This window comes from Amycolatopsis sp. CFH S0740, from assembly GCF_004522315.1.
Taxonomy (GTDB): Bacteria; Actinomycetota; Actinomycetes; order Mycobacteriales; family Pseudonocardiaceae; genus Amycolatopsis; species Amycolatopsis nivea.
The window spans coordinates 277,587-303,817 of sequence record NZ_SDLS01000007.1 but is presented as its reverse complement, the minus strand read 5'-3'; the positions used below and the strand labels follow the sequence as shown (position 1 = coordinate 303,817).

General features: G+C 70.1%; 22 protein-coding genes. 21 read left to right on the top strand and 1 reads right to left on the bottom strand.

The genetic code is table 11. From position 1 onward, the window contains the following. The first annotated feature begins 412 nt into the window (after window positions 1–412). Entirely contained in the window at window positions 413–1,279 is an 867-nt protein-coding gene (locus EIZ45_RS15420; protein WP_134662925.1) for a helix-turn-helix transcriptional regulator, read from the top strand. A 164-nt stretch (window positions 1,280–1,443) separates the two neighbouring features. Here the strand turns inward: EIZ45_RS15420 and EIZ45_RS15415 are convergent, their stop codons facing one another. Further along, a complete protein-coding gene (locus tag EIZ45_RS15415) occupies window positions 1,444–2,907 on the bottom strand; it encodes a PKD domain-containing protein (RefSeq protein WP_134662924.1) in 1,464 nt (487 codons plus the stop codon). Between the two features lie 262 nt (window positions 2,908–3,169). On the opposite strand from EIZ45_RS15415, the gene EIZ45_RS46825 reads away from it, so the two are divergent. From EIZ45_RS46825 to EIZ45_RS15315, 20 genes are all read left to right on the top strand, one after another. Beyond that, entirely contained in the window at window positions 3,170–4,261 is a 1,092-nt protein-coding gene (locus EIZ45_RS46825; protein WP_134662923.1) for a LuxR C-terminal-related transcriptional regulator, read from the top strand. A gap of 92 nt (window positions 4,262–4,353) precedes the next feature. Then, entirely contained in the window at window positions 4,354–6,432 is a 2,079-nt protein-coding gene (locus EIZ45_RS15405; protein WP_134662922.1) for a hydantoinase/oxoprolinase family protein, read from the top strand. A gap of 11 nt (window positions 6,433–6,443) precedes the next feature. After that, window positions 6,444–8,369 (top strand): hydantoinase B/oxoprolinase family protein, encoded by a 1,926-nt coding sequence (locus tag EIZ45_RS15400; RefSeq protein ID WP_134662921.1) that lies wholly within the window; start codon window positions 6,444–6,446, stop codon window positions 8,367–8,369. Between the two features lie 8 nt (window positions 8,370–8,377). Further along, window positions 8,378–8,638 (top strand): hypothetical protein, encoded by a 261-nt coding sequence (locus EIZ45_RS15395; RefSeq protein ID WP_134662920.1) that lies wholly within the window; start codon window positions 8,378–8,380, stop codon window positions 8,636–8,638. A gap of 5 nt (window positions 8,639–8,643) precedes the next feature. Beyond that, window positions 8,644–10,209, top strand: a complete 1,566-nt coding sequence (locus EIZ45_RS15390; RefSeq protein ID WP_134662919.1) for a class I adenylate-forming enzyme family protein — start codon at window positions 8,644–8,646, stop codon at window positions 10,207–10,209. Between the two features lie 28 nt (window positions 10,210–10,237). Next, window positions 10,238–10,957 carry a hypothetical protein gene (locus EIZ45_RS15385; protein WP_134662918.1) on the top strand — a complete coding sequence of 240 codons (720 nt, stop codon included), beginning with the start codon at window positions 10,238–10,240 and terminating at the stop codon, window positions 10,955–10,957. Window positions 10,958–10,970: 13 nt separating this feature from the next. Then, the gene (locus tag EIZ45_RS15380) at window positions 10,971–11,774 is read left to right on the top strand and encodes an SDR family NAD(P)-dependent oxidoreductase (RefSeq protein WP_134662917.1); all 804 of its coding nucleotides are present in this window, start codon (window positions 10,971–10,973) and stop codon (window positions 11,772–11,774) included. Window positions 11,775–11,828: 54 nt separating this feature from the next. Then, window positions 11,829–12,170, top strand: a complete 342-nt coding sequence (locus tag EIZ45_RS15375; protein ID WP_134662916.1) for a hypothetical protein — start codon at window positions 11,829–11,831, stop codon at window positions 12,168–12,170. An 18-nt stretch (window positions 12,171–12,188) separates the two neighbouring features. Further along, window positions 12,189–12,947 (top strand): SDR family NAD(P)-dependent oxidoreductase, encoded by a 759-nt coding sequence (locus EIZ45_RS15370; protein ID WP_205669901.1) that lies wholly within the window; start codon window positions 12,189–12,191, stop codon window positions 12,945–12,947. Between the two features lie 50 nt (window positions 12,948–12,997). Further along, window positions 12,998–14,452 carry a helix-turn-helix domain-containing protein gene (locus tag EIZ45_RS15365; RefSeq protein ID WP_134662915.1) on the top strand — a complete coding sequence of 485 codons (1,455 nt, stop codon included), beginning with the start codon at window positions 12,998–13,000 and terminating at the stop codon, window positions 14,450–14,452. Between the two features lie 107 nt (window positions 14,453–14,559). Beyond that, window positions 14,560–15,981, top strand: coding sequence for an MmgE/PrpD family protein (locus tag EIZ45_RS15360; protein WP_134662914.1), 1,422 nt, complete (start codon window positions 14,560–14,562; stop codon window positions 15,979–15,981). Further along, on the top strand, window positions 15,978–17,336 hold the full coding sequence (locus EIZ45_RS15355; RefSeq protein WP_134662913.1) for an aldehyde dehydrogenase: 1,359 nt from the start codon (window positions 15,978–15,980) through the stop codon (window positions 17,334–17,336). The genes EIZ45_RS15360 and EIZ45_RS15355 overlap by 4 nt, the downstream gene beginning before the upstream one ends. 40 nt (window positions 17,337–17,376) lie before the next feature. Beyond that, a complete protein-coding gene (locus EIZ45_RS15350; protein WP_134662912.1) occupies window positions 17,377–18,033 on the top strand; it encodes a TetR/AcrR family transcriptional regulator in 657 nt (218 codons plus the stop codon). Between the two features lie 145 nt (window positions 18,034–18,178). Further along, a complete protein-coding gene (locus EIZ45_RS15345; protein WP_134662911.1) occupies window positions 18,179–19,000 on the top strand; it encodes an N-acyl homoserine lactonase family protein in 822 nt (273 codons plus the stop codon). Window positions 19,001–19,034: 34 nt separating this feature from the next. After that, a complete protein-coding gene (locus tag EIZ45_RS15340; protein ID WP_134662910.1) occupies window positions 19,035–20,624 on the top strand; it encodes a class I adenylate-forming enzyme family protein in 1,590 nt (529 codons plus the stop codon). Then, window positions 20,621–21,730: a zinc-binding dehydrogenase gene (locus EIZ45_RS15335; protein ID WP_134662909.1), complete on the top strand. Its 1,110-nt coding sequence runs from the start codon at window positions 20,621–20,623 to the stop codon at window positions 21,728–21,730. Before EIZ45_RS15340 ends, EIZ45_RS15335 begins: the two co-directional genes overlap by 4 nt. A 32-nt stretch (window positions 21,731–21,762) precedes the next feature. After that, a complete protein-coding gene (locus EIZ45_RS15330; RefSeq protein ID WP_167756455.1) occupies window positions 21,763–23,229 on the top strand; it encodes an aldehyde dehydrogenase family protein in 1,467 nt (488 codons plus the stop codon). A gap of 286 nt (window positions 23,230–23,515) precedes the next feature. After that, the gene (locus tag EIZ45_RS15325; RefSeq protein WP_134662907.1) at window positions 23,516–23,782 is read left to right on the top strand and encodes a hypothetical protein; all 267 of its coding nucleotides are present in this window, start codon (window positions 23,516–23,518) and stop codon (window positions 23,780–23,782) included. A gap of 193 nt (window positions 23,783–23,975) precedes the next feature. Further along, on the top strand, window positions 23,976–24,185 hold the full coding sequence (locus EIZ45_RS15320; RefSeq protein ID WP_134662906.1) for a hypothetical protein: 210 nt from the start codon (window positions 23,976–23,978) through the stop codon (window positions 24,183–24,185). Between the two features lie 14 nt (window positions 24,186–24,199). Beyond that, window positions 24,200–26,230 carry a hydantoinase/oxoprolinase family protein gene (locus tag EIZ45_RS15315; protein ID WP_134662905.1) on the top strand — a complete coding sequence of 677 codons (2,031 nt, stop codon included), beginning with the start codon at window positions 24,200–24,202 and terminating at the stop codon, window positions 26,228–26,230. Window position 26,231 lies beyond the last annotated feature (1 nt).

Genomic DNA, 26,231 nt, shown 5'->3' with positions numbered 1-26,231 from the left:
CGCGGACGGGACCGGCTCACGCCTTCAGGTGTTCTCCGAAGAACGCTTTCAGTTCGTCGCGGGCGTCGACTCGTCCACGGCTTCCAGACGGGACCGTCCGGGCTGGCCAGATAAGACCTGGCCAGATAAGACACTGCGTTGCCGAAGAGGTCGTCGGCACGCTGCACCGGGTCTTCCGGGCCACGGGGGAGTAGGCCGCGTCGAAGGGGAGAACGAGGTATCCGTCCTCAGCGAGCCGCGGCGCGTAGTCGGCGGACGCCTGTTCCTTGCCGTCGCTGGGAGACCGGACTTCCGTCATGGTGTCAGCTCCGTCGCCGGGACCTCGGTGGTTCGCACGCGCAGGAAGAGAGAGACTTTCCTGGGAAGGATTCTTCCCAGGATCGAAAGCAGCATTCGCCGTATGGTGGAACGCATGGCCGACACCCCAACGGAGCTGCGCGAGCTGGGACAGTTCTTCCAGCATCGCCGCGCTGAGCTGCAGCCGCGCGAGGTTGGCCTTGACGTTCCGGCGGGGGAGCGCCGTCGCGTCCCGGGGCTGCGCCGCGAGGAAGTGGCGCAGCTGGTCTCGATCAGCACGGACTACTACACGCGGATCGAACAGGGCCGCCTCGCTCCGTCCGAGCCGGTGCAGGCCGCGTTGGAGCGTGTCTTGCGGTTGGACGACGAGCAACGCGACTACGTTCGCACGCTGCTCACCCGGTCGGGCCCGGCTTCCGTGCCGCGGGAACCGGCCCGGCGCAAGCGTGCGGTGCGTCCGCAGTTGGAGCGGTTGCTGGGGCAGCTGGACCGGGTGCCTGCGCTGGTGTTCAGCCGGTATCTGGACATCCTGGCGTGGAACGACCTCGCCGCCGCGCTGCTGCTCGATTTCGCCGAGATTCCGGAGCGGGACCGCAACTACATCCGCCTGGTCTTCGCGAATCCGCAGATGCGGGCGCTGTATCCGGAGTGGGAGCAGGTCGCGCGCACGTGTGTCGCGGTGTTGCGGATGAACGCGGCGGACAACCCGACGGATCCGGCGTTGTCGCGGCTGGTGGGGGATCTGTCCTTGACGAGCCCAGATTTCCGCCGCTGGTGGGCCGAACGCCGGGTGGCGCACCAGAATTTCGGCACGAAGACCGTCGCGCATCCCAAGGTGGGGGAGATGTCGCTGGACTGGGACAGCTTCCACCAGGCCGGGAACGGCGAGCAGCATCTGGTGATCTGGTCGGCCGAGCCTGGTTCGGAGTCGGCGGAACGGCTTGCTCAGCTGCGGGACACAGTGCCGAAACAGGACGGCTGACCGGACAACGGCGAGCCGTCCAAACCGGCTAAATTGGACGGTCACCGCGCCGGGAAGGTCAAGAGGTGCAAGGCTTCCTGCTCGCGGTGCCGAGGCCGGAACGCGAACGAATCGAGCCAGCGACGGCGGGTCAGCCGGTAAGCACTCCGCTCCAGCCCCGAGCGCTAGGTCGTGACCGTCGTCCGCGCCTGTGCGCGCGGGCCGCCGCCGCAGGTGACCGTCGTTCCCTCGTAGATCAGGTCGGTGGAACAGCCTTCGTCATCGGTGACCCTCACCGTAACGGTCCAGGTTCCGGGCTTGGCGTACGTGTGCGAGACGTCGGGCGTAGTGGTCAACAGCCGCTGTCCGTCGCCGAAATCCCAGGCGTACTGGGAGACTGTGCCGTCCGGGTCTGTCGAGCCCGCGGCGGAGAATCCGCGCGTGCCGCCGGACGTGGGCTCGGTTGCGGTCAGTGCGGCGAGTGGGCCTTGGTTCGGGGTGAGAAAGGCGTTCGAGCCGTCGTGCCAGACCAAGCCCGTGTCGGCGGGCGGGAGGCCGCTGGGGACTGGCTGGCCGTCTGGTTGCAGCACATAGCTGTACACCTGACTGTGCAACGTCGGGTTGTCCACCGCGATCGCCTGGATGACGAACAGGTACTTGCCGTCCGCGCTGAGCGTGACCCGGCCCGGCATCGCTGGCATTGGGTACGGCGAGCCGGGCAGCGGGGTCAGGTGGCCGCCGGCTCCGATGGTCCATCCGGTGACGGTGTTCGAGGTCGTGTTGGGCACGTAGAGCCGGTGCGAGTCGGGTGTGATGACGACACCGTGCGTGTTTCCGCCGCTGGGGTACGGCGATCCGGGGATCGCTGTCAGGGCACCGTCCCGGCCGACCGCGTAACCCGAGAGGTCGCCGCTGCCTTCGTTGCTGACGTAGAGGTATTTCCCGTCCGGTGTGAACGCGGGGATGACCGGCTTGTTCCCGGCGGCTACGGGTGTGCCGACCTGGGTCAGTGTCGCGTCGGGGGCGATCGCGAAGGATGTCACGCTGTTCGCGAGGTAGTTCGTGACGATGAGGTGGCCGGCGTCTGGCGAGATCGCGACCTGGCTGATCGCGCTGTCGATCGGTGCGTCGGGCGCGCCTGTCCGGCTGAGTGTGCCCGACGGGGAGATCGCATACGAGCGCACTGATCCCGCGCCGGCGCCCAGGGTGACGAACAACCGCGAGCCGTCTGGAGTTATCGCCGCCCCGACGACGGGCAGGCCCACCAGGACGGTGCCGCCTTCGAACGGGCTCAGCGTGCCGTCCGTGCCGATGCGGTAGCCGATGATGGTGCCCGATCCGCTGTCGACGGAGTAGACCTTCTGCGCGTCGGGCGTGATCGCCATGCCCAGCGAACCGAGGCCTCCGGCGAACGGGGAGCCGGGCACGGTGGTCATCGCGCTGTCCCGGGTCACGCTGACCGAGCTGATGCCGGGCGAGGCGAATCCGCCGACGAGGAGGTAATGGTGCAGGGGGAGGGGAGTGTCCGCTTGCGACGGCGGCGCCGAGAGCCCCAGCATCAGCACCGAGGCCATCGCGACACAGCCGGCGGTCCGCCGCCTGCGAGCCGTGCGGTTGCGTCCTGCCAGTGGGGCGTTGCCGGTCTGCATCGCTGGTTTCCTTCCGCCGGAACAGAGTGTCCGCAAGGGCGATCAGTCGCCGCCGAATTCGCATTGGCGGCCGGGAAACGACGTTAGGCGGGTTCCGGGAGCCGGACTGTCCATCTTCTCGGACAGCCTGAGCGGCTCTCCCGGGAGAATCCCGCCCCGACCACGGCGAACCGACCGGAAGGCCCCGCCTCGTTTGAACCAGGGCTCATCAGCGCATATATTGTGCTTCAGCGCGGCAGCGAGGAAGCACCAGAGGTGACCGATGGACGTGGACAGCACCGTCTCGGCCGCCGCTGGGCTGGGCGGGCGGTACCGGGACCTGTGCGCGGACGTCGGGGCCACGCTCGGTCTCGACGTGCCCGTGCCGACGCTTGACGGTCCGTGGGCCGACGAGGCGGCCGGGGCGCTGGGCCGGTTGTGGAACGCGGTGCTGGCCGAAACCCTGCACAGCGCGGACGAAACCAGCGTCACCGCCGCGCGGCGGAGAGAGTTGGCCGAGTTGCTGGCCCGGATCCGCGCGGTCGAGGCCGAACTGGCGGAAGCGCGGCTCGCCGACCAGCACCTCCTGTTGCGCCGCGTGGCCGTCTCGCTGGCGTCGGTCCGGGACGCGAAGTCCGTGGACGAATTCCTCGGCCGGGTTCCCGAAGCGGGCTGCCGGCTCGGATTCGACCGAGTGTTGGTCTCCCGCGTGGTGGACTCGGTGTGGCGGCTGCACACGATGTGCGTCGTGCGCGAGCCGCGGTGGGCGGACGAGATCGTCGCCGTCGGGAAAGCGTCGCCGCCTGCCTTGCGCGGCGGACTGATCGAAGCGGACGTGGTCGACCGGGCCGAAACCCGCCTCATCTTCGACACCCAGCACAGCGAACGCGTGGACCGCGACCTGATCCGGGTCACGAGGTCCACTTCGTACGGAATCGCCCCGCTGACAGTGCAGGGCCAGGTCGTCGGGCTGTTGCACGGCGACCGCTACCACCAGCGCCGCGACGTCGACGAAACCGACCGTGCGCTGCTCACGCTCATGGCCGAAGCGCTCAGCCATTCCCTCGGCCGCCTGACGATGCTGGAAGGGCTGGCCTTCCTGCGCGACACCGCCGACGGCCTGATGACCCGTCCGGCGACTCTGCCCGCACCGGTCGCGCCGCCGCCGTCGAGCCCGCAGATTCCGCTGACAGCAAGGGAAAACGAGGTGATGGAGCTCCTGGCGGCGGGCCGGTCGAACCGGCATATCGCGCGTGAGCTCCTGATCACCGAGCGCACCGCCAAGTCGCACGTCACGCAGATCCTGCGCAAGCTCGGCGTCGCCAGCCGCACCGAGGCGATCGCGCTCTGGCTGCGCGGCGGGGCACTGTCCTAAGGTCCCAGTCCGGCTCGGACTCTTGGCCGATGTGACCGCGGTCGCACCGGCCGCAGAATCGCCTCACACACCACGACCCGTGGAGGCATGAGGTGACTGAGCAACGAGGCTCGGCAGGCTGGCTGGTCGGCATCGACGTCGGCGGGACCTTCACCGACATCATCGGCCTGGACCGGACCACCGGGGAGATCCGGGACGGCAAGGTGCTGTCCACGAAGGAACAGGAACACGGCGTCTTGGAGGCGCTCGCCGCGATCGGCGTCGAGCCGCCCGAGGTCGCGGAGATCGTGCACGGGCACACCGTCGGCATCAACGCGCTGCTGAGCCGCGCGGGCGCGAAGACCGCGCTGCTGGCCACGCGCGGGCACCGGGACCTGCTCGACATCGGCCGGATGCACCGCGAGTTCGGCGACCGGTTCTACGACCCGACCTGGCTGCGGCCGCACCAGGAACGGCCGATCGTGCACCGGCGCGACCGGATCGGCGTCCCGGAGCGGATCGGCTACGACGGCACGGAACTGCTGGCGCTGGACGAGGACGCCGTCCGCGCGGCGGCCCGCGGTTTCGCCGCGCAGGGTGTCCAGGCGGTCGCGGTGTGCTTCATGAATTCGTACCGGGAACGCGGCCACGAGCGGCGTGCGGCGGAAATCCTCGCGGAGGAGATCCCGCACGCCTACGTGCAGACCTCGGACCTGTACCCGGTCACGAAGGAGCACGAGCGGACCACGACTGTCGCGCTGGACGCGTACGTCGGCCCGGCCGTCGTCGGTTACCTTCAGCGGCTCACCGTCGCGCTGGAGCAGCGGAAGTTCGGCGGCACGCTCTGGATCATGACGACCAACGGCGGCGTCGCGACCGTGCAGGACGCGGGCAAGGCCCCGGTGTTCCAGCTCGTGTCCGGGCCGGTCGGCGGCGTGACCGGGAGCCTGCAGCTGGCCAGGGAATCGGGCAAGCGGAACCTGCTGACCATGGACGTCGGCGGCACGAGCACCGACGTCGCGGCCATCGTCGACGCGCAGACCCCGCTCACCGACCTGTGGACGCTGGAAACCGGCCTCACGCTGACGTTGCCGCTGGTCGACGTGGAGAGCGTCGGCTCGGGCGCGGGCAGCGTCATCGGGCCGAACGCGCTCGGGCAGGTCGCGGTCGGCCCGAAATCGGCGGGCTCGAATCCCGGCCCGGCGTGCTACGGGCGCGGCGGCACCGAGGCGACGCTCACCGACGCCTGCCTGCTGCTCGGCGTCCTGCAGCCCGATCTGTTCGCGAACGGCCGGATCTCCCTGGACGTCGAGGCCGCGCGCACCGCGCTGGCCCGGACCGGCGAGCAGTGGGGGCTTTCCGCGATCGAGCTGGCCGAGGCCGCCTACCAGATCGCGTGCGAGGACATCGCGGCGAAGATCCGCACCATCTCGGTCTACCGGGGGCTGGACGTCCGCGAGTTCGCCCTGCTCCCGTTCGGTTCGGCCGGTCCGATGCTCGCCGACCGCGTCGCGCGGATCCTGGGACTCGACACGGTCGTGGTTCCGTCGACACCGGGCCAGTTCTCCGCGCTCGGGCTGCTGCGAAGCGACCTGCGGACCACCCGGGCGCAGTCGCTGATGGTCCCGCTCGCCGCCGGCAACGCCGAGACCGTCGAAGCGGAATTCGCCGCGATGGAACAGAGCCTGACCCGGGAGCTGGCCGCCCAGGGCGTCGAACTGGACGGCCTGGCCTTCGACCGCGCGGTCTTCGCCATGTACCGCGGGCAGACCTGGGACAACCGGCTGCCGCTGGCGCCCGGCCCGATGACCGCGGAACGCGTGCCGGACGTGGTCGCCGATTTCCACGCGTTCTACCAGGAATCCTACGGTTTCTCCGCGGCGGAGATCCCGGTCGTCGTCTCGACGATCGAAGTGACCGCGGTGATCCCGAGGCCGAACAAGGTGCCGTCCACCGCGGCCGAACGAGGCGAATCCCTGCTCGGCGAACGCGATCTGCGCGTCCCCGGATCCGGGGAAACCACGAGGGTCCCGGTGCACGTCCGGGAACGGCTCGCCGCGGGCGCGGTCGTCGACGGACCGGCGATCGTCTCGGAGAAGTTCGCCACCACGGTGGTGCTCCCGGGCCGCCGGGCCCGGGTGGACGCCGACCGTCTCCTGATCATCGAAAACATCATCGGGAACCAGGACTGAGGAGCGCCGCCATGACTATTTCCGCGGAACCCGCCGCCGGGACGGCCGAGTTCGAGCTCGACATCCTGCGCTACGGCCTGATCGAGGTCGCCCGCGAGATGAACGAGGCGCTGATGCGCAGCGCGTTCTCCCCGGTGTGCCGCGACATCCTCGACTGCACCACCGCCATCCACGTCCGCAGCGGCGACGGATGGGAAACCGCGGCGCAGTGGGAAGGCTGCATGCAGCACGCGTTCACCTCGCCGCACATCGTGAACTTCGTGATGGACGAGTTCGACCTGGATTCACTGCAGCCCGGCGACGTCATCTTCGTCAACGACCCGTGGCGCGGCACCATCCACCAGTCCGACGTGAACCTGCTCCGGCCGGTGTTCGTGGACGGCCGGGTCGAGTTCATGCTGCACTCGACCTCGCACCTGGTCGACCTCGGCGGCCCGATCCCCGGCGGGTTCTCCAACGGCACGCAGACGTCGTTCGAGGAGCAGATCAAGCTGCCGCCGTCGCTGCTGTACGCCAACGACGTGCCGGTGCGGCCGCTGTTCAACTTCATCCTGGAGAACAACCGGGTGCCGCACCTCGTCCTCGGCGACCTGCGCGCGTTGCACGGCTGCCTGGTCGTGGGGGAGCGGCAGTTGCAGGCGCTCGTCGCCCGCGGCGGGCTGGACAAGGTGAAGGCGGCCGGGCGGTACGCGATCGAGGCCACCGAAGCGAGCATGCGCCGCGGCATCGCGGGCATCCCGGACGGCGACTACACCGTGGAGGACTTCCTCGACGAGGACGGCGTCACCGACGAACCGATCCCGGTGCGCGTGACGGTCAAGGTGCGCGGCGACAGCATGGAGATCGACTTCTCCGGTTCCGGCAGGCAGCCGCTGGGCAACTGCGGCACGGCGTGGTGCGAGGCGGTCCGGTGCATCGAAGCGGTCAAGCTGATGGTCGATCCGGGCACGCCGGTCAACAGCGGCACCCTCCGTCCTATTGAGACACTCCTGCCGCAGGGCAGCGTGGTGTGCGTGCTGCCGCCGTCGAGCTGCTCCAACCACGCCGACATCGGGGCCCGCGGCATCAACGCCGTCGCGAGCGCGCTGAGCCAGGCCGTCGGAGATCGCGCGATCGCGTGCGACACCGGGACCGCCCTGGTGATCAGTCTCGGCGGCATCGACACCCGGCCCGGGCACGAGGGCATGCCGTGGGGCGCGTTCGCGCTCACCGGCGGAGGCTGGGGCGGAACGTGGAAGGAAGACGGGATTTCCTTCTGCGTCACGCCGATCGGCAACTGCCGGACCTCGGTGCAGGAACACGTCGAGATCGAAAGCCCGTTGATCGTGGCGCAGCACGAGATGGTGCTCGACACCGCGGGCGCGGGCGAATACCGTGGCGGGCTTGGCTCGGTGTATACGCTCACCGCACAGTCGGACACGATGGTCACCGTCACCTGCGACCGGGTACGCGTCGGTGCACCGGGTGCCGCCGGGGCAGGCCCGGGCGCGCCCGCTTTCGGTTGGTACATCGAGAACTTCGACCTGGCCACGCACGCGGATCCGCTCGATCTGCGCGGTACTGAACCGCTCTTCGGCATGTTCGACGACGACGGCCGCCCGGACCCGAACAACGGCGGCTTCTGCCGCGGCGCCCGGTACCAGACCGGCAAGTTCTCCGGGCTGGTGCTCAAGGCGGGCGACGCGATCCGCTTCCTGATCGGCGGAGGCGGCGGCTGGGGCGACCCGCTCGCCCGCGACCTCGACCGGCTCGGCCGCGACCTCGCCGACGGTCTGTACAGCGAGGAATTCGCCGCCAAGGCGTTCGGCGCCGTTTTGCGCGACGGCCGGATCGACGAGGCCGCGACCGCCGAGCGGCGCGCCGAACTCGCCGCCCGGCGCGCCGCGGGCACCTGGTCGGTGCCGGTCGCCACGCCCGTCAACTGGATCCTGGGATAGGAGCACCCATGTCTGTCGACCGACTTCTCTTCCCCCGTCCGGAAACCCCGCGCGTGTCCGTCGAGCGCACGCCGGTGGATGCCGTCTGCCCGTCGTGCGGAAGCACCGACGTCGCGCGGTACCCGGTGGCCAACTACCTCGGCCCGCGCATGGTCGTGAAGTGTCAGGACTGTTTCACGCATCTGTCGGTGACCCGTCCGGAGCCCGAGGACAACTGGCCCGCGTGGCGTTCGCCGACGCGCGACTGGGCGCCCTCGCGGCTGGGGTGACGCGGATGTCCCCGACCCCATTGGCCCGGCTGTACACGCGGGCGTACGCCGAGTTCGCCGACCGGCCCGCGATCCGGGACTCCCGGCGCGAGCTGACCTACGGCGAACTCGGCCGCCGGGCCCGGCGCGTCGCCCAGGCGTTCCGGGCGCTGGGCGCGGAACGCGGCACCCGCGCGGTGCTGCTCGGCGCGAACAGTTGCGAATGGGCCGAGGCGTACCACGGGCTCGTGCTCGGCGGCGGGGTTCGCGTCGGGCTGCTGCCCCGGCTGCACCCCGCCGAACTGGCCCAGATCGCCGCGGACGCGGATCCGGCCTTCGTGCTCGTCGACGGCGCGTGGCTCGCCGAGCACGGCACGGCGTGGATCCCGCCGCGGGTCAAGGAAATCATCGTGCTCGGCGAGAGCGCCCAGGGCGGCATCCCGTTCGAGGAGTTCGTCGCGTCGGGCTCGGAAGATGAACTGCCGCTGCCGGACGCCGAGGACGACGCGTGGCTGCTCTACACCTCCGGCTCGACCGGGCTGCCCAAGGGCGTGCGAGTGCCGCACCGGACGGTCGGTGCGCTCGTGCGCAACGCCCGCGAAGTACTGCCTCGGCTCGGCCCGGGCGACGCCGCCCTGCACACTGCGCCGATCAGCCACTTCAGCGGCGGCATCGCGGACGTGCTCACGGCGAGCGGCGGCCTGAACATCTACGCGCCGAAGTTCGACGCGGCGGAGGTCGCGGACGCCGCCGCGGGCGGTGAGGTGACGGTGCTTCCGCTGGTCCCGACGATGATCACGATGCTGCTGGAGGAGCTAGCCCGGCGCGGAGCTCCCGCAGGCCGGGTCGGCACCGTGCGCGTCCTCCCGTACGCGGGTTCGGCCATCCAGCCGGACCGGGCGGCCAAGGCGCGCGCGTACTTCGGCGAGGCGATGCAGCAGTTGTACGGCGCGAGCGAAGCCCAGCTCCCGATCGCGACGCTCCGCCCGGAGGACCACGTCGAAACCCTCAACGAGCGCGGATTGCCCCGGCTGGCGTCGGCGGGCAAGGTGACCGCGCACGTCGAGGTCGAGATCGTGGACGCGGACCGCCGTCCGGTGCCACCGGGGGAGACAGGCGAGATCCGGACTCGCGGCGCGCACGTGAGCGCCGGGTACTGGCGGAAACCGGAAGCGACGGCCGAAACCTTTTCGGACGGCTGGGTGCACACCGGCGACGTCGGCTGCCTCGACGAGCACGGGTACTTGTTCATCCTCGACCGGCGCAAGGACATGATCATCACCGGCGGGTTCAACGTCTATCCCCGGGAGATCGAGAACGTCGTCTCCGAACTGCCCGGGATCCGGGAGGTCGCCGTCGTCGGCGCTCCGGACGAGCGGTGGGGCGAGGCGATCACCGCGTTCGTCTCGGCCGAACCCGGGAACGCCGTGTCCGCCGACGGGGTGCTCGCGCACTGCCGGGCCCGGCTCGGCGGCTACAAGGTGCCGAAGAAGGTCGTCTTCGTCGAGGACCTGCCGAAGACCGGCACCGGCAAGATCCAGAAACAGATCCTGCGCGAGAAATTGTGGACCGGCCTGCAGCGCCGCGTCTGAATTCAGCGTGAACCGAAGGAGAAAACACATGGCGGCGCCGACTTTCGACAGCCGGAGTCTGTTCTTCGCGTGGAGCACCTACACCACGGACTACGACACCTACGCGAAGTGGTACGACGACGAGCACATCCCGCAGGTGATGGACGTGCCCGGAATGGTGGGCGCGCAACGGTTCCTGCTCTCGGAGACCAAACCGCTGCCGGGGGTGCGCGCGCTCGATTTCGGGCACCTCGCGATCTACGAGATGGAAGGCTCGGCGCAGCCGTTCCGCGAGGAGGTCAAGCGGAAGCTGATCTCCGGGGAAATGGTGCTCCCGGACTTCATGAACCGCCCGTTCCAGGCGTTGTTCCTCGACGCGGTGAGCGAACCGTTCCTGTCCGAGCAGTTCGCGAAGGCGGAGAACCTGGACGACCGGCACCTGTTCTTCGCGTGGAGCCGCCACACCGGCGACGACGCGACGTTCGCGAGGTGGTACGACGAGGAGCACATTCCGCAGATCATGTCCGCGCCGGGAATGCTGCGCGCGCAACGGTTCGAGGTCTCGGCGCTCAAGCCGCTGCCCGGCGTCGAAACCCCGGATCTCGGTCATCTGGCGATCTACGAGATCGCCGGGAGCCTGGAGGGATTCCGCGCGGAGGTCAAACGCCAGCTGATGTCCGGGGAGATGGTGCTGCCGGACCTCCTGATCCCGCCGTTCGCGGCGATGTTCCTGAAGCCGGTCAGCCTGTTCTTCCCGGCCACGAACTGAGAGGGAACTGCTCATGAGCTATCCACCACGGCGCGCCAAGCCCGAGTTGGCGCTGATCACCGGCGCGGCGGGCGGCGTCGGCTCCGCGACCGCGCGGCGGCTCGCCGAGGGCGGCGCCAAGCTCGTCGTCACCGACATCGACGAAGAACGGCTGGCGAAAGTCGCGAACGACACGGGCGCGATCGCGCTCCCGGCTGACGGCACCGACCGCGAAGCGATCCGCGCGGTGGTCGCGCGAACGGTCGAGGAACTCGGCGGCCTGGACACGGTGATCGCGACACAGGGCGCGGCGATCGGCGGGGGAGCGAACCCCAAACACGTGGACTCCTACCACCGCGCGCTCGACGTCAACCTGCACGGCTCCTTCTACCTGGCCGGGGAAGTGCTCCCGCATCTGGCGGCCGCCGAAGGCTCCCTGGTCCTGTTCGCCTCGACCGCGGGGCTGATCGCCGGCCCGCCCGGAGCGGCGGGCTACACCGCGGCGAAGGCGGCGATCATCGGCCTCACCCGGTGGCTCGCCCGGGATTACGGGCCGAAAGGCGTGCGCGTCAACGCGGTGTGCCCGGGCTTCGTGCGGACCGCGCTCGCCGCGGGCAGCATGGCGCACCTCGCCGAGCGCGAAGGCATCAGCCTGGACGAGGCTTATGCGCTGAGCGCGGCGCACGTTCCGCTGCGCCGGGTCGCGGAGCCGGAGGAAATCGCCGCCTGCTGTGCGTTCCTGGCTTCGGGCGACGCCTCGATGGTCACCGGGCACGTGCTGGTCGCCGACGGCGGCGGCGCGGCGGTGGACGCCTCGACGGTGGCTTTCGACAGCTGAAGTGTCCAAGTATCCGGACAGTCGCGCGGCCGGCGCGCGCTTAGCGTTCTCCGCATGTCAACGACGACTCATGAAGAACTGGCCAAGGGCTGGATCCGCGCGCTCTCGGACGTCGACGTCTTCTACTCGCTGTGCACCGACGACTGCAAGGTCTGGCACAGCGCCGACGACAAGTGGATGACGGTCAAGGAAGCGGTCGACGCGGTCAAGGAACGCGGTGGCCTGCCGCAGTTCGAAAACTCCCGTTACACCCTGACGGACAAGGGTTTCTTCGTGCAGACCTCGGCCACGCTGGCGGCCGCGCGAGTGCACTTGATCCAGGTGGTGACGGTGCAGGACGGCAAGGCGGTCTCGGCCGAGGAGTACATCGGCCCCGAGATGGACATCGCCGTCTAGGCGGGAAACGGACTTTCGATGAGTGCAATCGCAGGACGCTCGATCATCGTCACCGGCGGCGCCAGCGGGATCGGCGAAACGGCCGCACGGCTCTTCGCCGAGAACGACGCGCTGGTGACGATCGCGGACATCAGCACCGAAGCAGGCGAGGCGCTGGCCGAGGAACTGTCGGGCAAGGGCTACGAGGCCCAGTTCGTCGCCACCGACGTCACCGACGAGGCGCAGGTGGCGGCGATGGTGGCGGCGGCGGAATCCGCGTACGGCAGGCTGGACGGCGCGTTCAACAACGCGGGCGTGCCGAACAACGGCAAGAAGCTGGCCGATCTCACCCGCGCGGAGTTCGACCGGGTCTTCGCGATCAACGTGACAGGCCCGTTCCTCTGCATGAAGCACGAGGTGCCCGCCATGCTGCGGGCGGGCGGCGGGTCGATCGTCAACACCGCGTCGGTCGGCTCGTTCATCTACATTCCGCTCGCCGCCGAGTACACCGCGTCCAAACACGCGCTGATGGGCCTGACCAAAGCGGCGGCGGCCGAGTACGGCGAGCACGGCATCCGGGTCAACGCCATCGGCCCGTCCACCGCGCGCACGCCGATGTACCTGGAATATCTGAAGCTCAATCCGGAGTACGAGAAGACCGTCGCGGCCACGCACGCGCTGCGGCGCGGCAGCGAACCGGCCGAACAGGCGCAGGCGGCGATGTGGCTGCTGTCGGACGCGGCGTCGTTCGTCACCGGCGTGACGGTCCCGGTCGACGGCGGCTACACCCTGTACTGAGCGGCGCCGTTTCATTGACCAGCAGACGGCCGCATGAAATATTATGTGCTATGAGTGCGGTGCCGACCCGCGGCGCGCTGGCCCGCGCCGCGGGGCCGGTGCTCGACCGCGTGCAGGCCGAGCTGCGGGGCAGCCCGGTCGCGGTGCTGCTGGCCGACCACCGGGCCCGGGTGGTGGACATCCGCTACGGCGAGCGTTCCTTCGGCAGGGAGGTCGCCTCGCTCGGCGTGCTGCCGGGGGTGCGGCTGGGGGAGGACGACGTCGGCGTGAACGCGATCGGCACGCCGCTGGAAACGCGCAAGAGCCTCCTGTTGCGCGGCGCCGAGCACGCGATGCCCGCCTTCCACGGGTTCACGTGCTTCGGGCAGCCGATCGTCCATCCCGGGACCCGGCGGGTCGCCGGGGTGCTCGACTTCGCGGTGCCGGTCAGCCGGGACGAACGGCTCGCCCCGGCGCTGGTGCGTCATCTGGTCGCGGAGATCGAAAGCAGGCTGCGGACGGACGCGGCGGAGGCTCAGCAACGGCTGCTCGCCGCGTTCCAATCCGCGGCCCGCAGGCGGGACCGGCGGGTGCTGGTGGTCGGGCACGGCCTCGTGCTGGCGACTCAGCCCGCTCTCGACCTGTTGGCGCCGGCCGATCACGCCGCGGTCCAAGCCTGCATCGAAGACGGCGGCGGCAACGCGCGGATCACGTTGGCGTCCGGCGAGTCGGTGCGGCTTGCCTGGACGCCAGTGGACCGCACTGACGGGACCATGGTCGACCTCGTTGTCGAGACGCGGCCCCGCCGTCCGCGCGCCGCGACCCCGGTGCGCTGGCCGTTGCTGCTGGTGGGGGAGCCGGGCACCGGCAAGACGACCCTTGCGCGGGAGGCCGCTGGTGAGGGTGCGGTGGTACTGGACGGGGTCGAAACGGTCCGGATCGGCGAGGCGGAATGGGCCGAGCAGGCCAGCCGTCTGCTGGACGGCGACGGACCGGTCGTGATCGTCGAGAACGTCCAGCTGCTGTCGGGGCGGCTGGCCGCGTTGGTCGCGGCACGGGCGCGGACGTCGAGGCGGAACCTCGTGCTGACCTCCGCCCCGGGCGAACCGCACCCGCCGATCACAGCGTGCTGCGGCGAGCGGCGGGACTTGGCTCCGTTGCGGTCCCGCCGCCACGAGATCCCGCCGCTGGCACAGCGAATGCTCGCCGAGGAGTGCGCCGCCCGGTTCACGCCGGAGTCTTTGCGGTTGCTGGCGGCTCAGCCGTGGCCGGGGAATCTGGCCGAACTGCGCCGGGTGGTCCGCGCGGTGGCGGAGCTGCGTTCGGCGGGCGACGTCGTCCCGGCCGACCTTCCGCCTTCGCATCGGAACGGATCGGCGCTCGCTTCGCCGTTCGACCGGGCCGAGCGCGAGGTGATCGTCGCGGCGATCGCGGAGGCGGGCGGCAACAAGCTCGAAGCTGCCCGTGCGCTGGGGATCAGCCGTTCGACGTTGTACAACCGGATGAAAGCCTTGCGCATCCGCTGACCGCGGACCCGCGCTCCGGGCGCTTGACCCTGCCTGTCATCTAGATATTATATATTTCATGCGCGCTGCCGGATGCGCGGCCGATTCAGCATCGACGAGGAGCAGGAATGGCGACGATCATCGAGCAGCTCGCGGGATTCGCCGCGGGCGCGGACGCCCGGGAATTCCCCGACGAGGTGATCCGCGAATCCCAGCGCATCCTGCTCGACTCGCTCGGCTGCGCGGTGGCGTCCCTCGGTGACGAAGGCGCGCAGCGCGGCGTCGACTACGCGCGATACATGGGCGGTACTGAAGGTCCGGCGTCGATCCTCGGCACCGGCACGAAGACTTCGGTCCCCGCCGCCGCGTTCGCGAACGCCGAACTGATCAACGCGCTCGACCAGGACGCGGTCCTGCCGCCCGGGCACGTCACGCCGTACGTGCTGCCCGGCGCGCTCGCCACCGCGGAGTCGTTGCGGGTGTCCGGCACGAAGCTGCTCGAGGCGATCGCGGTCGCGCACGAAATGTCTTACCGGATCGGGAAAGCGACCGACTACCTGCGCGACATCAAGGACGGTGTCGTCACCATCCCGGATGTCATCGGCTACAGCAGCACGCTCTTCGGCGCGGCCGCCGCGGTCGGAGTCGTGAAAGGACTGGAGCGGGAAACCCTCGCCGACGCACTCGGCATCATGGGTTCGACGGTGCCGACGAACACGCAGCGCGCGTGGATGATGCACGCGCCGTCGACGACGATCAAATACCAGCTGGCCGGCGGGCTGGCGCTGTCGGCGGTCACGGCCGCGAACCTCGCCGAACGCGGCCACACGGGCGACCGGCAGATGCTCGACGACCGCGAATACGGGTTCCCGCGCTTCATCGGCACCTCTCGCTGGGAACCGGCGCCGATCACCGCCGGGCTGGGCACGGAGTGGACGTTCACGCCGTTCCAGTCCTTCAAGCCGTACCCGCACTGCCGCGTCATGCACGCGCTCTTCGACGCGCTGACCGAGATCGTCGAAACCCACGACATCCGGCCGGACGAGATCGACGCGATCACCGCCTGGGGCGAGAGTTTCGTGCTGCAGCCGGTGTGGCAGAACGAAATCATCCGCAACCCGCGCGACGCGCAGTTCAGCATGACCCACGGCCTCGCCCTCGCGGCGCACCGGGTCCCGCCGGGCAAGGACTGGCAGACCCCGGAGACGGTCTTGGACCCCTCAGTGCTCGACCTGACCAAGAAGGCGTCGTTCGAGGCCCACCCGGACTACACCGAGGCGCTGAAGAGCAATCCGGCTGCTCGGCGATCGAGGGTCGAGGTTCAGGCGCGCGGCACGACATACCGCGGCGAGCGGGCTTATCCGAAGGGCAGCCCGTCACCCGATCCGGCCAGCTATATGACCGATGACGAACTGGTCGCCAAGTTCCGGCACAACGTGGAAGGCGTGGTAGTGGACCCGGATGCGATCGTCCAAGCCGTTTTCGACCTGCGGAACGTGCAGGACGTCTCGGAGCTGCTGAACCAGCTGAAGCCGGAGGTGCGGGCATGATCGAGGTGATCAACCCGGCCACCGAAGAGGTGATCGGGTCCATTGTGGACAGCGGCCCGGCAGCCGTCGACGCGGCGGTGTCCGCCGCGGCCGAGGCGCTCGGCCCGTGGTCGGCGTTGTCGCCCGCGACCCGCGCCGGTTACCTGCGCGCGCTGGCGGATGAGTCCGAAAAGCGGTCCGACGAGATCTCGGAACTGGTCACCCGGCAGAACGGCACGCCGATCAGCATCACCCGCGCGATGCAGAGCCAGGTGCCGGTCTGCTACCGGTACTTCGCTTCGCTGGCGGAGAAACTCTCGGTCGAGGAACACGTCGAAACCGCGAGCGGCGACGCGATCGTGCTGCGCGAACCGGTCGGCGTGGTCGCGGCCGTCACTCCGTGGAACGGCCCGCAGCCGCTCATCGCGTGGAAGCTCGGCCCCGCGCTGGCGGCGGGTTGCACCGCGGTGATCAAACCGGCTCCCGAGACGTCGCTGGACGCGTTCGTCTTCGCGGAAATCGTTGCGGCGGCGGGCATTCCGGACGGCGTGGTGAACATCGTGACCGGCGGACGCGAGACCGGCGCTGCGCTGGTCGCGCATCCCGGCGTGCACAAGGTAGCATTCACTGGCTCGACCGTGGCGGGCAAAGCGATCGCCGCCGAATGCGCGAAGCAGCTGAAGCACGTCACGCTGGAGCTGGGCGGCAAGTCGGCGGGCATCCTGCTCGACGACGTCGACCTCGAGGCGTTCCGGCCGCTGGTGCTTTCCGCCTGCGCGCCGAACACCGGGCAGACCTGCCGGGCGCTGACCCGGGTGCTGGCTCCGGCCTCGCGCTACGACGAGGTCGTGGAGATGCTCGCGGCGACGATGACCGGGATCCCGCAGGGGGATCCGCTCGACCCGGCGGTGTTCTTCGGCCCGCTGGTGAACGCGGCTCAGCGGGAGCGAGTGGAGTCCTACATCGAACTCGGCCGCGCTGAGGGCGCGGAACTGGTGATCGGCGGCAGCCGCCCGTTCGACCGCGGGTACTACGTCGCGCCGACGATCTTCCGCGGGGTCACCAACGACATGCGCATCGCCCGCGAGGAAATCTTCGGCCCGGTGCTGACCGTGATGCCGTACCGGACGGTGGACGAAGCGGTCGCCATCGCGAACGACTCGGAGTACGGACTGGGCGGCGGAGTGTTCTCGCCGGACCGGGACCGCGCGACGGAGGTGGCCCGCCGGATCGTGACCGGCAGCGTCGGCGTGAACACCTCGACCCTGCCGATCGAGACGCCGTTCGGCGGCGTCAAGAACAGCGGGATCGGCCGGGAGCTGGGGCCGCAGAGCGTGGACGCGTACCTGGAGTACAAGACGATTTTCCGGGCTTAGCAGGCGCTTCCTGCGTCGTCCGGCACGGAGGAGAGTGACTGTGCGCGAGGCCTTTCCGCGGCGCGGGGACGACGCTGACCCGGCCGAGACCCGCGCCGCGCGCAAGCGGGCGATCCGGATGCGGCTCATCGAGCACACCGCGGCCCGGTTGTTCGCCGAGCGCGGGTACGAGGCGGCGAACTTCGAGGACATCGGCGCGGCCGTCGACATGCGCGGGACCAGCCTCTATTACTACTTCTCCTCGAAGGAAGAGCTGTTCCTGCGCTGCATGGAGCACGCGGCCGCCGAGGTGTTTCCCCGGCTGCGGGACATCGCCCGGTCCGAAGGCCCGCCGTTGGCGCGGCTGCGGGCGATGTTCCGGGAGGAAGTCGTGATCACGCTTCGCGAGTACCCCGAGTTCATCCCGCTCTTCCTCAAGGTGCGAGTGCCGATCGAGGCGCTCGAACGGCGCCGCCGGGAACTGCGGCGCGAGCAGACCGCCATCTTCCGCGAAGTCGTCGACGAACTGGACGGCCGCGCGGCCTCGGGCCGGCCGCGTCCGACGCTGAACCTCGCGCTGGGCGGGATGGCGCTCGTCGGCGAGTGGTACGACGCGGAAGGGGAGCTGAGCGTCGAAGGGTTCGCCGACGAGGTGTCCCTGACTCTGGTCAGGATGTTCGCGCCGCGCACGGAATTCGAGGCACGGGTTGAAAACTGAGCGGAGAATAGAATATATTATCCGCAGTTGAGGGCGGACGGCCGACGCTGCACGGGTCCCGGATCCCCGGTACGCGACCGGCGCGGCCCCTGCCGGAACTCCGCTCGGCTGAATCCGTTTCCCCGCACACCCTGGGAGCCATGCGATGCCCGTATCTTCGACCGTGCGCCGCGTCTGGGCGCTCGACGCGCCGGAACTGACCGTGGACTGCGGCATCCTGATGCTCGGCACCGGCGGCCAGGAGGACACGATCCCGTCGCCGTCCTTTCTCGTCGAGCACGCCGAGGGCCTGCTGTTGTTCGACACCGGACTGGCGACCTCCGGCGCGGGCGACCCGGCGGCCGCGTACGGGCCGCTCGCCGACGCTTTCAAGATCTCGATCCCGGAGCACTGCCGCCTGGACCGCCAGCTCGGGTCGATCGGGTACAAGACGGCCGACGTGCGCCGGATCGTCTTGTCCCACATGCATTTCGACCACACCGGCGGGCTCGACCTGTTCCCGGGCGCGGAGGGGTTCATCGGCGCCGGCGAGCTGCGGTACGCGCGCACGCCGTCCGATCTCGACGCGGGGTTCTTCCGCGAGGAGGACATCGCGGCGGCGGGGAAGATCGCCTGGAACGAGGTCCCGGCCGGGTACGACCACGACGTGTTCGGCGACGGCAGCGTGGTCTTGCTGTCCCTGCACGGGCACACCCCCGGCACCCTGGGGTTGAAAATACGGCTGCCGGACGAGAGCACGTTGGTGCTGACCAGCGACGCGGCGCACAAGCGGGCGAACGTGGCGGCGACGGTCGGGATGCCGTTCGACGTCGACCGGCTGAACAAGAACGCTTCTCTGCAGAAGGTGAAGCTGCTGGGCACCCAGCCGGGCACGACGGTCTGGATCAGCCACGATCCGCAGGACTGGGCGGAGTTCCGCCCGGCCAAGGGAGAAATCACGAGCGCGGCGGACCTGAACCGCGCGTGAGAGTGCCTTTGCCGATGCGGACGGAGCGGTGGACATGAACATCTCGTGGATTACGGACGCGGTCGCCGGGCAGGTCCCGAGCGTCCCGCCGGACAGTCCGGCGCTGGCGATCGGCACCGCGGACCCGCTGTCCTACGCGGAACTGCGGGAACGCGAGCTGGTGCTCGCGACAGCTCTCCGGCGCGACGGCGTGCGCCCCGGCGACCGGGTCGCGCTGCTGCTGCGCAACTGTACCGATTACGTGGCGCTCTATCTCGCGCTCGGCCGGATCGGGGCCATTTCGGTGCGGCTGAACTGGCGGCTCACCGCGGCCGAATTGAGCTACCAGTTGCGGGATTCCGCCGCGAGCACCGTGATTTTCGACGCGGAGTTCGGCGACCGGCTCGCCGGGATCCGCGACGAGGTGCCTGCCCGGACGTACGTAGCGCGGGCCGGCTCGGACGCTGCCGCACCGGGTTGGGCCGTGCCGCTGGAGGAATTCGCCCTCGGCGGGGCGGACGGCGAGTTCCCCGAGGTCGGCGCGGACGAGCCGCTCACCCTGATGTACACCTCCGGCACCACCGGCCGCCCGAAGGGCGCGCTGCTTTCGCACCGCAACGCGGTGTGGATCGGCACGATCCAGGCCCTGAGCTGGAAGTTCGACCGCACCACGGTCGCGCTCACCCAGGGTCCGCTGTTCCACGCCGGCGGTTTCGAGGTGCTGCTCCTGCCCGCGTTGCTGAGACACGGGACCGCCGTCACCTTCCCGTCCGGCGGATTCACCTTGGAAGCGATGCTCGCGGCGGCCCGCCGCCATTCGGCGACGGCCATGCTGGTCTACTCGTTCATGCTCGCCGAATTCGGCGGGATCGACGGGCTGGAGGCGCTGGTTCCGCCGTCCCTGCGCCGGATCGTCACCGGCGGCGACACGATCATGCCGTGGGTGTACGACGTGGTCGAGAAGCGGCTGCCGGGCGTGAACCTGACCCAGTCCTACAGCCTCACCGAAGGCGGGGCGGTCGCGCTGCACCTGGACCACACGGTCGCCAGGGGCAGGGAAACGAGCGTCGGCGTGCCGCAGCCGATGACCCAGGTGCGCATCGTCGACCCGCTCGGGACGGAGGTGCCGACCGGCGAGGTCGGCGAAATCCACCTCCGCAGCCCCGGGGTCGGCATCGGCTACTGGAACCGCCCGGAGGAGACCGCGGAGACGTTCGCGGGCGGCTGGTGCCGCACCGGCGACCTCGGCCGGGTCGACGCCGACGGGTTCGTGACGCTCGCCGGGCGGGCCAAGGACATGATCCGCACCGGCGGCGAGAACGTCTATCCGGCCGAGGTGGAGAAGGTCCTCACCGGTCATCCCGGAGTGCACGACGCCGCGCTGATCGGCGTGCCCGACGCGAAACTGGCGGAGGTCGGCTGCGCGGTCGTGGTAGCGGAACCCGGTGCGTCGCCGTGCGAAGAGGACCTGCGGCGCTACCTCGCCGAACGGCTCGCGAAGTACAAGATCCCCCGGTACTTCGCCTTCGTTCGCGAACTCCCGCGCACCGCCTCCGGAAAAGTTGTGAAGTACCTGATGAAGGAAACCTACGCGAACCTCGGCGAGCGCCCCGGCGCTCCCGCGGGAGGAGAAGACCCGGCATGACCCAGACCGGCCGAGCGGCCCTGTTCTTCGGGCCCGGCGCGAAACTCGAACTGGCCGAACTCCCCGTTCCCGAACCGGAGCCCGGTGCGCTGGTGATGCGCGTGACCCGAGCGAACATCTGCGGTTCGGACGTGCACATCTGGCGCGGCGACGGAGCGCTCGCCGACCGGGGCCGCCGCGAGGACGGCCGGGTGATCGGCCACGAGATGACCGGCGTCGTGCACAGTCTCGGGCCGGGCGTGGACCGGGACTGGTCCGGTGCGCCCCTGCGGCCGGGCGACCGGATCGTGTGCCAGTACTTCGCGCCCTGCGGGCGGTGCCGGCCGTGCTTGCGGGGCCGTGCCGAAGCGTGTCTGCGGCAGCACCGCGCGTTCGTCGGCAAACCGTCGGAGTTCCCGCACTTCCGCGGCGCGTTCGCGGACTATTTCTACGTGCGCCCGACGATGGCCGTGTTCAAGGTCCCGGACGAGGTCGGCGACGTCCTGGCCGCTGGAGTGAACTGCGCGCTCGCCCAGATGGTGATGGCGTTCGACCGCGCCCAGGTGTCGATGGGGGACCGCGTTGTCGTCCAGGGCGCGGGCGGACTCGGTCTCTACGGCGCCGCGCTCGCGCGGGAATGCGGCGCGGGCCAGGTCGTCGTGATCGACGGAGCGGACGAGCGGCTGGCTCTGGCGCGGCAGATGGGCGCCGACGAGACAGTCGACTTCCGCGAGTTCGGGTCGCCGGAGGACCGTGCCGCCCGGGTGCGGGAACTCACCGACGGCGGCGGCGACGTCGTGTTCGAACTCGCCGGGCACCCGTCGGCGATCCCGGAGGGGATCCGGATGACCGCACGCGGCGGGAAGTACCTGGAGCTGGGCACCTTCTACGAGGGCACGCCGGTCGAGGTGGACCCCGGTTACCTGGTCATGAACAACATCACGCTGCAGGCGGTGTCCTTCTACGACGCGCGCAGCCTCGCCGGGGCCCTGGCTTTCCTCGCGCGCCGCGCGGGGGACCTGCCCCTGGCGCGGGCCGCCGCGGATTACCCGCTGGAAGCGATCAACGAAGCGCTGGCGGACCAGGCCGCGGGCAAAGCTGCCCGGGCGTCGCTGGTCATGTCCTGAGCCGGCGACCGGACGAGAACGGAGACGGCGAGTTGTCGAACTCGATCGAGATCGCGGGTGCCGAGGTCGGGCACCCGGACGAGGTGTACGTCGGCGGCGAATGGCTGCCCGCGAGCGGCGGCCGGTACGAGATCGTGTCGCCCGCGGACGAAAAAGTCGTCGCCGAAGTCGGGCTGCCGGGAACGGATCAGGCCGAGGCGGCGGTGAGCGCGGCGCACGAGCGGGGATTGACCTCGTGGGCCCGCTTGCCAGTCGCGGACCGAGTCGAGGCCGTCCGGCGTTTCTGTGCGGCCATGGAAGAACGGCTCCCGGAGATGGGCGCGGTGTGGGCGGTCGAAGCCGGGATGCCGGTGCGCTACAGCGCGACCCTGCACCGTTTCGGTGCCGTCGGGGCGTGGACCGCGGCACTCGACCAGGCCGAGGACGCACTGCGGCCGGAACGGCGCAGCACCCCGCTCGGCGACGTGCTCGTGAAGCACGAGCCGGCTGGGGTGGTCGCGGGGATCATGGCCTACAACGGCCCGTTGGTCACGATGGCCACCAAGATCATCCCCGCGCTGCTCGCCGGGTGCCCGGTGATCGTGAAAGCGGCGGTGGAGTCGCAGCTGATCATGCGCCTGGTCGCCGAGTGCGCCGAAGCGGCCGGCTTCCCGCCCGGGACACTGTCCATTCTGGCCGGGGACACTGACGTCGCTCGTGCGTTGTCGGCGGACCCGCGCGTCGACCTGGTCTCCCTGACCGGCGGACGTGTCGCCGCGCAGGACATCATCGAATCGACCCGCGGCCGGTTCGCCCGCACGCATCTGGAGCTCGGCGGGAAATCGCCCGCGCTCATCCTGCCGGACGCCCCGCTGGACAAGGTGCTGCGCAGCCTCGTCCCCGGCGCGACCGGCGGGACCGGTCAAGTCTGCGCCCTGCTCACCCGCGTGCTCGTCCCCGAATCGAGGCACGACGAAGTCGTCGACGCGATGACCGCCGCGTGGTCGCGGCTGAAGATCGGCGATCCGCTCGACCGCGGCACCGACATCGGCCCGCTCGCCAACGCGGCTGCCCTCGCGCGCACCGAACGGGCCGTCGAGCGCGCCGTCGCCGAAGGGGGCCGCGTCGTGGCCGGGGGAGAGCGACCGCCTGGTCCCGGGTGGTGGTTCGAGCCCGCCATCGTGACCGACGTCCAGCGGGGGTCGGACCTCGCCCGGAACGAGGTTTTCGGCCCGGTAACGGCGGTGCTGACCTACACCGATCTGGACGACGGCATCGCGCTCGCCAACGACACCTCCTACGGCCTCGCCGCGACGGTCTACACGACCGACCTCGAACGCGGCCAGTACTGCGCGGACCGCATCACCGCGGGCTCGGTCGCACTGAATTCGTTCGGCCCGAGCGTCGCCGCGCCGTGGGGAGGACGGAAGGGGTCCGGCTGGGGACGGGAAGGCGGGCCTGAGGGAATCCGGGAATTCGCCGAAACCAAGCAGATCCTGCTCGGACCTGGCCTCTCCTGACCGCGGCCGTTCCGGCCCTGCGGGTGGGGCACCCTTTTCCGGCCGCCGTGGCGCTCGCGCGGGCTGGGTGCCCTTCCGCCGCAGCCGTCGGGGCCGCCGTCCCGCCCCGTCCCGGCCCTGCGGCCGGGCACCGTCCGATGTCGTGGCCGCGCGTCCTGAGTGCCCTTCCACCGCCCGGCCGCTCAGACTGGGCACCCTTCTCCCGTCGGCGGGCGACAGGGCGCGCTTGACCGCACCGCCGGGCAAGTTTAATATAAAATATTATCCTCGGCCAAGGAGGTGCGCGATGGCGCCTCGGACAGATCCGGACTTGAGCCGCCGGGCAGTGGCCCTCCTCCGCGTCGTGGCCGCCGGGCGGGCCGAGATCACGTGCAGCCGCGAGCCGGACATGTTCGTCGACGGGGTGGCGTGCTGCGACCAGTACACCGCGCACGCGCTCGCCCATCGGGGGCTGATCGTCCAAATCGGACCGGCTGTGCTCGGGAAGCGGGTCCGCGCCCGCCTCACGCCGGCTGGTGCGGCAGCGCTGGGGGCGGCCGGCGCAGCGGCCTGAAAAGAAAAAGCAACGGGCGGTACAGCGGCTGAACAGGCCGCTGTACCGCCCGTCTCCATGTCTGCCCGTGCTGCCGCTTCGTTTTGCGGACTCGGCCGTGCGGTGAGCGGCTGTCGCGCCGGTCTCACCCGGCTTACCGTTCGGAGGTGCGGCAGCGCCGCACTGATCGAGCCGACAATGGAGTTGCGCCGAAATGGACCAGAAAACAAACCCGCCTTCCCTTGAGCGGGAACCAGTCGAGGGCACCTGCCCGCGATGCCGGGCCGCTGAGCTGTCCCGCTATCCGGTCAATTCCGAGGGCGGCTGGTTCGACGTCGTGAAATGCCAGGCCTGCCTGTTCTCCGTCAGCCGGGAGCGCGGCCCTCGGCTCGGGCCGATCCAGTTGCTCTCCGACCTCGTGTAGCGAAAGGACCGACGATGATCGCAGTCGACGTGGGCGGCACTTTCACCGACGTGGTCGCCCTGCGGGACGGGAAGATCCGCACCGCCAAGGTTTCCACCGACTACACCGACGTGACGCGCCCGGTGCTCGAGGGCGCCGCGTTGCTCGGCGTGGCAGGGGCGTCGGTGTTCAACCACGCCAGCACGCACGGGCTGAACGCGGTGATCACCCGCGACGTCCCGAAAATCGGGTTCCTGACGACCGAGGGACACCGCGACATCCTGGACATGGGCCGGGTGTGGCGGCCCGCGGAGGCCATCTTGGACCCCGGCTGGCGACGCAGTTTCGGCGACGCCGCGCGGCCGCTGGTGCCGCGGTACCTGCGCCGGGGAATCCGGGAGCGGCTCACCGCGACCGGCGACGTGCTGTTCGAACTGGACGAGGCGCAGGCGCGAGCCGAACTCGAGGTGCTGCGCAAGTGCGGCGTGACCGGCGTGGCCGTCTGCCTGATCAACGCCTACGTGAACCCGGCTCACGAACTCCGCCTGCGCGACCTGGTCCGCGAGGTGCTCGGCGACGTGCCCTGCTCGTTGTCCAGCGAGGTGTCCCCGCTCGCCAAGGAGTACGCGCGGGCGTCCACGACGATGGTCGACGCGCTGATGAAGCTCATCTACGCCGACTACACCGCACGGCTCGAAAAGGGCCTGGCCGAACTGGGCTTCACCGGGCAGCTGAACTTCGCCGATTGCGCGGCGACGCTCGTGCCGTCGCACCGCGCGATGGAACAACCGTTCCGCATCGTGTTCTCCGGGCCCGCCGCGGGCACCGTCGCCAGCGCGCACTTCGGTTCGCTGATCGGCGAGCGCCACCTGCTGTGCGCGGACGTCGGCGGCACGTCGTGCGACATCAGCGTGGTCACCGGCGGCGAGCCGTTCGTCGACACCACGTTCGAACTGGAGCACGATCTCGTCGTGAACGCTCTGGCCAATGACGTCAGCGCGATCGGCGCGGGCGGCGGGAGCCTGGTGACGATCGGCCAGACCGGCGAGATCCAGGTCGGCCCCGGCAGCGCCGGTTCGACGCCCGGCCCGGCCTGCTACGGCCGCGGCGGCGCCCAGCCGACGACTACCGACACCTGTCTGCTGATCGGCATCCTCGACCCGGGGACCTTCGCCGACGGCGAGCTGACGCTGGATCCGGAACTGGCCCGGCAGGCGTTCGAGAACCTCGACTCGGACTTCACGCTGGCTCAGCGGGTGCGCTACGCCTACGAGATGGCGGTGCACAACATCGCCGAGGGCGTCTTCAACGTCGCGATCAAGAACGGCGTCGACCCGAGGGACTACACCCTGATCGCCTATGGCGCCGCCGGGCCGATGCTGCTGCCCGCGGCGATGGACGCGGTGCACTGCAAGCAGGTCGTCGTCCCGCCGAACCCGGGGCTGTTCTCCGCGCTGGGCCTTCTCTCGGCCGACCAGGTCTTCACCGTGAACCGCAGCGCCTACACCGTGCTGACCCCGGACGTGGCGGAGCGGATCGACGGGTTGTTCGCCGAGATGGAGGAGCAGTTGCGCGAACGGCTGAGCCCGGACGCCGCAGTGGCCTTCGAACGCAGCTACGACGGGCATCTCGTCGGGCAGAGCTGGGACACGCCGTTCGTGCCGGTGCCCGCCGGGACCCTCGACGGGCCCGCGGTCGCGGCGATGATCGCGTCGTTCCACGACACCTACCAGGAACGGTCGGGCAATCGCTTCGAAATGGTCCCGGTGGAGGGCGTCACGTTCCGGGTCCGCGCGGTGCTGGACACGGCGAAGGTCGAGTACCCGGAGCTTCCGGCCCGTGCCGAGGACGAGCCGCTCCGGCCGGTGCGCACGGCGACCCTGCGATACCTCGGCGAGGGCGAAGACGACCAGGAAGCGCCGGTGTACGACCGCGCCGCGCTCCGGGCGGGCGACGAGTTCGAAGGCCCGGCGATCGTCCACGAAGGACTGTCCACGACCCACGTCGGCGGCGGTCAGCATCTCGTCGTCGGCCGCTACGGCGAACTCGTCATCCGGAAGAAGTGAG